The following is a 7,633-nucleotide window of genomic DNA, read 5'->3' as shown; positions in this document are numbered from 1 at the left end:
CAGAATCAGAGTTTGAAATTGACCAGTCGAGTTCTTCGATTGTCCGAGATCCTAACAAATGTATTCGCTGTCGCCGCTGTGAAACGATGTGTAATGAAGTTCAGACAGTTGGCGTATACTCTGCGGTAGGGCGTGGTTTCGAGACGGTGGTTAAAACAGCCTTTAATCTACCGCTTAACCAAACTGCTTGCACGTTCTGTGGACAATGTCTGGCGGTATGTCCAACAGGTGCTTTAACTGAATTGGATCAAGTGGATAAAGTTTGGAAAGCCCTCAACGATCCCAACCAATTTGTCGTAGTACAAACTGCACCGGCCGTACGGGTTGCTCTGGGTGAAGAATTTGATTTAGAACCAGGGACAATTGTCACTGGCAAAATGGTTGCGGCTTTGCGGCGACTCGGATTTGACCGCGTCTTTGATACGGACTTTGCTGCTGATTTAACCATTATGGAGGAAGCAACAGAGCTTGTTCACCGTATAAAACATGGCGGGCGATTGCCGCTGCTCACGAGTTGTTGCCCAGCTTGGGTCAAATTCTTCGAACATCAATTCCCCGATCTCTTAGACATTCCTTCAACCTGCAAATCCCCTCATGAGATGTTAGGTGTCTTAACCAAAAGTTATTACGCTAAAACGTTAGGTATTGATCCTAAAACGATAACCGTTGTTTCCGTGATGCCCTGCGTCGCCAAAAAATACGAAGCAGCCCGCCCTGAACTAGCACAAGGAGCAGAAACCGCGGATGTAGACATCGTTATCACCACACGTGAATTAGCTCGTATGATCAGGGAAGCCAGCATTCATTTTGATCATCTTAAAGATCAAGAGTTTGATCATCCCTTGGGAGAATCAACAGGTGCTGCCGTCATCTTTGGAGCGACAGGCGGAGTTCTCGAAGCGGCCCTACGAACGGCCTATGAGGTTCTAACTGGCGAAATGTTAGAGAAAGTGGAGTTCGAGGCTCTCCGGGGAATGGATGGAATCAAGGAGGCGGTCATCCCGATAGCCGGACGCGATTATCGGATTGCTGTTATCCATGGTCTGGGTAATGCCCGCACTGTTCTGGAGAAAATACAAGCTGGGGAAAGCAATTATGACGTCATAGAGATTATGGCTTGCCCGGGCGGCTGTATCGGGGGCGGCGGTCAACCCTATCATCATGGCAACATGGAAATTCTTAAAGAGCGAGCTTCCGCTATTTACCGCGAAGACCGTGCCAAACCCTTGCGCAAGTCGCATGAAAATCTGGCTATTATTGGTCTATATAAAGACTTCTTGGGCGAACCCTATGGGAAGAAAGCGCATCAATTGCTGCATACCAGCTATACGGCACGAAAGAAAATCTAGAATAGACTATGTTTAAGCTTGTCTAAAAAATTTTATAGGGAGTGGATTTATCTGTTGTGTTGGAGTTATCTGGCAGAGTGGATCCCACAAACCGAAAAACTACACCTGATTGTAAGGATTATTCTGAGCAAAAGGAGAAGGTTAATAGCTAAGGTGCCTTCTTACTGTTGTAAGAAGGCACCTTAGCTATTTTAGAAGTATAAACGGCGAGTACCAGTCAGAAAATATAAGATAAATATTCTGGAAGGGCCTTCTCGCCATCACGGCACCTTGCCATCCTTGGCGATGCTCTAATCTCGAACGTCCTGTTCGAGTCATGGCTACAGGGACACTCGGCCATCCTTGGCCAGCGCTTCTCCGCTAAGCTAACACGTGCAAAGACAGTGTCTTCGTGGGCGCTAGCCAAGTTTTCTATATTTGGAGGAAACAAAACATGGATAAGAGAATAGGCGTCATAGGCATCGTGATTGAAGAATTTGAAAGCGCTAATAAGGTTAATGAAACGTTGCATGATTTGGCCAGCATCATAGTCGGCAGAATGGGGATTCCCCGTAAGGAAAGGGGCATATCGATTATCTCCTTGATCGTTGAGGGAAGCTCGGATGAAATTAGTGCGATGACAGGTAAATTAGGGAAGATCATAGGGGTAAATGTTAAATCAGCCTTAACTAAGAAATTGGAGGAATAAAAATGCAAGAGTATTTGGCGAAAGATTTTATTATTGACGAAGAAATAAGGGAATCATTGAATGAGGGATTTGAAAAGGCCAAAGAAAAGGATCTAGTCAGAGCAATTCTTGAAAAAGCAAAGACTTGTCAAGGACTGACCCATAGAGAAGCAGCAGTGCTGCTAAATATTAATGATCCTAATGTTTTGGCGGAAATGTTTAAGACTGCCAAAGAAATAAAGGAAAGAATATATGGCAAGAGAATCGTTTTATTTGCCCCCCTTTATATTAGTAGTTATTGTGTCAATGGCTGTGTATATTGCGGCTATCAGGCCTGTAATGAGAGTCTCAAGAGAAGCAAACTGACGATGGAACAATTAGAAGAGGAAGTGAAAATACTAGAATCGTTAGGCCACAAAAGAATTGTCATAGAGGCAGGAGAAGATCCAATCAATTGCTCCTTGGATTATGTAATTGAGTGTATAAAGAAAATCTATTCGTTGAAATTTGATAATGGAAGCATAAGGCGAATTAACATCAACGTAGCGGCAACGACCGTTGAGAATTATAAACGCTTAAAAGATGCTGACATTGGTACATATACTCTATTCCAGGAGACGTATAATCAAGAAGTTTATGAAAAAATGCATCCGACAGGTCCCAAGCATAATTACAATTGGCATACTACAGCCATGGACAGAGCCATGGAAGCTGGAATTGGTGATGTGGGTATTGGGGTATTATACGGTTTATATGAGCACAAATACGAAACAATAGCGATGCTTATGCATGCTGAACATCTCGAGGATGCCTTCGGCGTTGGTCCGCACACAATTTCTGTTCCCAGACTGAGAGCTGCTGAGGGCGTGGATCTGAATGATCTGCCCTATCTAGTTACAGATGATCAATTTAAAAAATTAGTCGCGGTTTTAAGATTGGCTGTTCCCTATACGGGTATGATATTATCGACCAGAGAAGAGGCCGGGTTTAGGGAGGAAGTACTCGCCCTAGGAATTTCACAATTCAGTGCTGGCTCATGTACAGGAGTAGGCGCTTACTCGAAGGAACATGGAATTGATAAAACAGGCGAAAAACCGCAATTTGAAGTGGCCGATCATCGATCGCCGATGGAAGTCATTAAGAGTTTGTGTGAAACCGGTTATATACCAAGCTACTGTACTGCTTGCTATCGAGAAGGAAGAACTGGGGATAGGTTTATGGCTTTGGCTAAAGCGGGACAGATAGGTAATGTTTGTCAACCGAATGCTTTGCTTACCTTTAGAGAATTTCTTTTAGACTATGCCGATGATGAGATGAAAGAATTAGGTAAAAAAGTTATCGAAAAAGGACTGATGGATATTCCTAAGGAGGCGGCCAGAAAAGCGGCCGAAGAGAAACTGAAAAGAATTGAGGCTGGAGAGAGAGATTTAAGGTTCTAAAGTGTCCTAATGCAATAGTTGCTTTTTGTAGGTCACTAATGTAAGCAAATTAGTAAGCCATAATTTGTGGAGGAAATAACGTGAACTTTAGAATCGAAAAGGACCAGATTGGAGAATGGAATATCCCACAAAATGTATTTTATGGGATCAACACAAAAAGGGCTCAAGTTAACTTTGATTTAGGGTCCAAAGGTGTCAATCTGAAACTTATCTATGAAATTGCTTTAATAAAGAAGGCAGCAGCCTTGGTAAATAAACAATTAAAGCAATTGACGGAGGATAAGGCAAATTCTATAATTCGAGCAAGTGAGGAAGTTATTGAAGGCAAATTCGATCATGAATTTATAGTATCCGCTTTTCAAGGGGGAGCGGGTACATCAACTAATATGAACGTAAATGAGGTTATTGCTAACAGGGCTATTGAGATATTAGGTGGAATAAAAGGCGACTATGATGTTGTACATCCTCTGAATGATGTTAACATGTCGCAATCGACTAATGACGTTTATCCAACGGCGCTGAGAATTGCTGCGATCCATCTGCTCAGAAAATTAAGCAATTCTCTTGCAGAACTTCAGGAAGCGTTGCAGGGAAAGGAAAACGAATTCAGTGATGTGCTCAAACTTGGCAGGACTGAGCTAATGGATGCGTTGCCGATGATGCTTGGCCAGGAATTTGGTGCCTATGCTAAGGCCATAGAACGAGACCGCTGGAGGGTTTACAAGGTAGAAGAACGATTGAGGCAGATTAATCTGGGCGGTACGGCCATCGGTACCGGAGTCAATGCTTCTCACAAATACATATTTATGGTTACGGATGCCATCCAGGAGTTAACAGGATTAGGTTTGGCTAGGTCCGACTATCCCATGGATATAACCCAAAATAATGACGTATTTGTAGAAGTTTCCGGACTCTTAAAAGCCTGCAGCACGAACCTTTTGAAACTATCCAATGATTTAAGATTGCTATCTTCAGGTCCCAAGGGAGGGTTCGGCGAAATAGAGCTTCCTCAGATGCAAGCCGGTTCAACGATTATGCCAGGAAAGGTGAACCCGGTAATACCAGAAATGATCGGTCAGGTTGCGATGAGAGTTATGGCCAATGATTATGCTATTACGATGGCCGCTTCTTCAGGGCAGCTCGAACTCAACGCCTTTATGCCTCTTATAGCGGAATGTTTGTTGGAATCACTAGAACTGCTGGATAAGGGAGTCACTATATTTAGAGAGAAGTGCATTGAAGGAATTAAAGCGAATAAGGAAAAATGCCAAGAAACTCTTGAGAAATCAGCAGCGTTAGCTGCGGCTTTGGTTCATCATCTAGGGTATGAAAAAGCCGGTTATATAGCGAGAAAAGCTTTAAGCGAAGAAAAGACGATAAAAGACATAATAATGGAAGAAAAGATTTTTTCTAATTCTAGAATCGATGAGATTTTAAATCCATTTGAAGTCACAAAACCAGGAATACCGGGCTTTCTTGGAGTCCCTGGAAAGTAAACTCGTTTAGCTAAAGCTAAACCATCAGGACTTCAGGTGGGGAGTTTAACCCATTTGAAGAGGAGCACCGGGGGAATGCCCACTTATAGAAGTGGCCGTCTCGCTGTAGGATGATCTGGGGAGGGATTTAGATGAGCTTGAATGAAACTCCGAGAGGCGTGAGAGTCCATTTGGCGCTATTTGGCAAGAGAAATGCGGGAAAATCCAGCGTGATCAATGCCATAACAGGACAGGAAACAGCGATAGTGTCAGACGTGAAGGGTACAACGACTGACCCAGTATTTAAAGCAATGGAAATATTACCGATTGGACCGTGTGTAATCATAGATACAGCTGGAATAGACGATGTCGGCGAATTAGGACAACTCAGAATCCAGAAAACCTTGGAGGTTCTAGATATTACAGATGTGGCTCTGCTGATCGTTGATGTCAAGAGAGGGATTAGTGAAGAAGACAGCTTAATAATAGATAAGTTCAAAGAAAAGATGAAGCCAATTATCTTGGTTTTAAATAAGGTCGATACCCTTGAAAATGATGATCCTAACAAAATAGCAACTAATCTTCAAGAATCACTGACCATACCGATAGTTGCTGTGTCCGCTCTTCAGCATCAGGGAATTAAAGAATTAAAGAATGCTATCATCTCTGTTATCTCGGAGGATGAAGATAAGTTTAAAATTGTAGGAGATCTAATTAACCCAGGCGATTTTGTGGTACTTGTCACTCCTATTGATAAAGCAGCTCCAAAGGGGAGGCTTATCCTTCCTCAACAGCAGACCATAAGAGACATTCTAGAAAGTGATGCTATGGCGATTGTAACCAAGGAATTCGAACTGAGAGAAACCTTAAGTAATCTGGCTAAAAAGCCAAAGCTGGTCATCACCGATTCGCAGGTCTTTCTAAAAGTTGCGGCAGATACCCCCAAGGATATTTTAATGACGTCATTTTCTATTCTTTTTGCCAGACAAAAGGGAGATTTAACAGAATTCATAAAAGGGGCTAAAGCCATCGAAAGACTTAAGGATGGAGATAAGGTTTTAATAGCTGAAGGGTGTACACATCACCGACAAGCGGACGATATTGGCAAGGTGAAGATACCCCGGTGGATACGTCAGCGGACTGGTAAGCAGATCGAGTTTGAATTCTCCGCAGGAGCAACTTTTACTGATGACATTAAGAAATATGCCCTGATCGTTCATTGTGGAGCCTGTATGATGAACAGAACAGGAATGCTCAGCCGGGTAGAGGGTGCAAAATATCATAATGTGCCCATTGTCAATTACGGTATTCTCATTGCATATGTTCAGGGCTTACTTCCGAGAGCACTTGAACCATTCCCACTGGCTAAGATGATATTGGAAGAAGAGGATCTATGCTGAACGGTTATTTAGGGGCTAGGAGCTACTTATCATAAGTGGCAGTCAACCATCGGATTAAACTTATTAAATAGATAGCTTTATATGGACAAATCAGATTGAGGGAGTGGTTCTGTGAGTGACGTGAATAATTTACTAAAGAAAGCCTATCAAATGAACGATCTCACAAAAGAGGAAATCACGTACCTCTTAGAAAACATAACTGATGCAGATAGAGCGGCCTTATTTAGCTACGCACTGAAGACGAAACAGGCCTATTATGGAGATAAAGTTTACTTGAGAGGGCTAATCGAGTTCTCGAATATTTGTCGGCAGGATTGCCTGTACTGCGGAATTAGGGCTTCCAATGCCAAGGTGGAACGCTATCGGTTAACCCTAGAGGAAATCCTAGCCTGTTGTGATCAAGGGTATAAATTAGGTTACCGGACGTTTGTCTTGCAAAGCGGGGAAGATCTTTGGTACACAGAGGAGATTCTCGTTGATCTAATCAGCGCAATTAGCAAGAGTTATCCAGAGGTAGCCATTACGTTATCCATCGGCGAGCGGAGAACAGAAACCTATCAAAGCCTCTTTGCCGCCGGTGCAGACCGCTTTCTGATGCGCCACGAAACAGCTTCGAAAGAACTGTATGAAAAGCTACATCCCACGATGCGGTTTGAAGATCGCCGTGCCTGTCTGAGTACATTGAAGGATCTGGGCTACCAAGTGGGAGCGGGGTTTATGGTTGGTCTGCCAGGACAAACACCCGCAGATTTAGCCGAAGACTTACGATATTTAAAGGAATTCCATCCAGACATGATCGGAATTGGACCGTTTATTCCGCATAGCGAGACACCACTGGGAGCGGAAAAGGGCGGGACGGTCGAGGATACGTTAGTGATGGTGGCCTTGGCGCGACTGCTTATTCCGGATAGCCTTATTCCGGCCACGACGGCACTCGGTACTCTGAATCCCCAAGGCAGGGAGCTCGCCTTGGAAGCAGGTGCCAATGTTGTCATGCCGATTATTACCCCTACGTCGGTCAGGAAACAATATGAACTTTACGAAAACAAGATTTGTGGGGATGATCATCCTGAAGATTGCCGATATTGCATCGAGCGTAAAATTCAGGCGGCGGGCTTTGATGTTGATCTGGGCAGAGGGGATAGTCAGCAGTTTGTTTCACGGTGAAGAGGGAGTAGAAACAATGTTTTCTTCATATTTTAAGTACAAGGAAAAGAGCCATATGGTAAAGTATGGCTCTTTTCCTTGTGCGTCACGCATGACTATTGACTAGGTGTTAACACGTGATTAACGCTTTGGGTAC

6 protein-coding genes are annotated in these 7,633 nt (G+C 43.5%); all 6 read left to right on the top strand.

What is annotated here, in order from left to right:
• The coding region (locus DSBG_RS20780; protein WP_068966824.1) for a [FeFe] hydrogenase, group A at positions 1–1,349 on the top strand (1,349 nt) is incomplete at its 5' end.
• A gap of 433 nt (positions 1,350–1,782) precedes the next feature.
• Complete coding sequence (locus DSBG_RS20775; RefSeq protein WP_068966822.1) at positions 1,783–2,037, top strand: TM1266 family iron-only hydrogenase system putative regulator; 255 nt, start codon at positions 1,783–1,785, stop codon at positions 2,035–2,037.
• Between the two features lie 2 nt (positions 2,038–2,039).
• Positions 2,040–3,455, top strand: a complete 1,416-nt coding sequence (gene hydG / locus DSBG_RS20770) for a [FeFe] hydrogenase H-cluster radical SAM maturase HydG (RefSeq protein ID WP_068966820.1) — start codon at positions 2,040–2,042, stop codon at positions 3,453–3,455.
• An 80-nt stretch (positions 3,456–3,535) separates the two neighbouring features.
• Positions 3,536–4,951, top strand: a complete 1,416-nt coding sequence (locus DSBG_RS20765; protein ID WP_068966818.1) for an aspartate ammonia-lyase — start codon at positions 3,536–3,538, stop codon at positions 4,949–4,951.
• 131 nt (positions 4,952–5,082) lie between these two features.
• Entirely contained in the window at positions 5,083–6,330 is a 1,248-nt protein-coding gene (gene hydF / locus DSBG_RS20760; RefSeq protein WP_068966814.1) for a [FeFe] hydrogenase H-cluster maturation GTPase HydF, read from the top strand.
• 120 nt (positions 6,331–6,450) lie between these two features.
• Positions 6,451–7,497 carry a [FeFe] hydrogenase H-cluster radical SAM maturase HydE gene (gene hydE, locus DSBG_RS20755; protein ID WP_083237014.1) on the top strand — a complete coding sequence of 349 codons (1,047 nt, stop codon included), beginning with the start codon at positions 6,451–6,453 and terminating at the stop codon, positions 7,495–7,497.
• The last annotated feature ends 136 nt before the right edge of the window (positions 7,498–7,633 follow it).

Source organism: Desulfosporosinus cupriresistens (assembly GCF_001707885.1).
Classification (GTDB): domain Bacteria; phylum Bacillota; class Desulfitobacteriia; order Desulfitobacteriales; family Desulfitobacteriaceae; genus Desulfosporosinus.
The sequence above is the reverse complement of the archived record's forward strand: the minus strand, read 5'-3'. Positions and strand labels throughout refer to the sequence as shown.

Excerpts from the sequence above, each read along its gene's own strand:
- DSBG_RS20775 (WP_068966822.1), top strand. The coding sequence starts at position 1,783 with ATGGATAAGAGAATAGGCGTCATAGGCATCGTGATTGAAGAATTTGAA.
- hydF (WP_068966814.1), top strand. The coding sequence starts at position 5,083 with ATGAGCTTGAATGAAACTCCGAGAGGCGTGAGAGTCCATTTGGCGCTA.
- hydG (WP_068966820.1), top strand. The coding sequence starts at position 2,040 with ATGCAAGAGTATTTGGCGAAAGATTTTATTATTGACGAAGAAATAAGG.